Here is a 408-nt window from a genome sequence, read left to right as displayed (position 1 = left end):
AGCTGTTGGATTTACAGTTGACCGTATCGAAGACATCGATGCAGTTGTTGCAGAAGCTGTTAAATTGAGCAAAGAAGGTAAAACTGTTGTTATCGATGCTCGCATCACTGAACACCGTCCACTTCCAGTAGAAGTACTTGAATTGGATCCAAAACTTCACTCAGAAGAAGCAATCAAAGCTTTCAAGGAAAAATACGAAGCAGAAGAACTCGTACCATTCCGTCTCTTCTTGGAAGAAGAAGGTTTGCAATCACGCGCAATTAAATAATTTCTTCGTGGAACTTAAAAAGATCGGAGCAATCCGGTCTTTTTATGGAGGATAGTGAATGAATTTAAATCAATTAGATATTATCGTTTCAGATGTTCCCCAAGTCTGTGATGACTTGGAGCGTATTTTGGATAAAAAGT

Annotated in this window: 2 pseudogenes; both read left to right on the top strand. The window is 38.7% G+C overall.

Annotated features, from left to right (window positions below):
* Window positions 1–268: pseudogene (locus tag ACLNCN_RS05045) on the top strand (pyruvate oxidase); the annotation flags it as partial.
* A 58-nt stretch (window positions 269–326) separates the two neighbouring features.
* Window positions 327–408 (top strand): annotated as a pseudogene (locus tag ACLNCN_RS05040) (VOC family protein); the annotation flags it as partial.

It is taken from the genome of Streptococcus sp. CL8.13, from assembly GCF_049737895.1.
The sequence above is the reverse complement of the archived record's forward strand: the minus strand, read 5'-3'. Positions and strand labels throughout refer to the sequence as shown.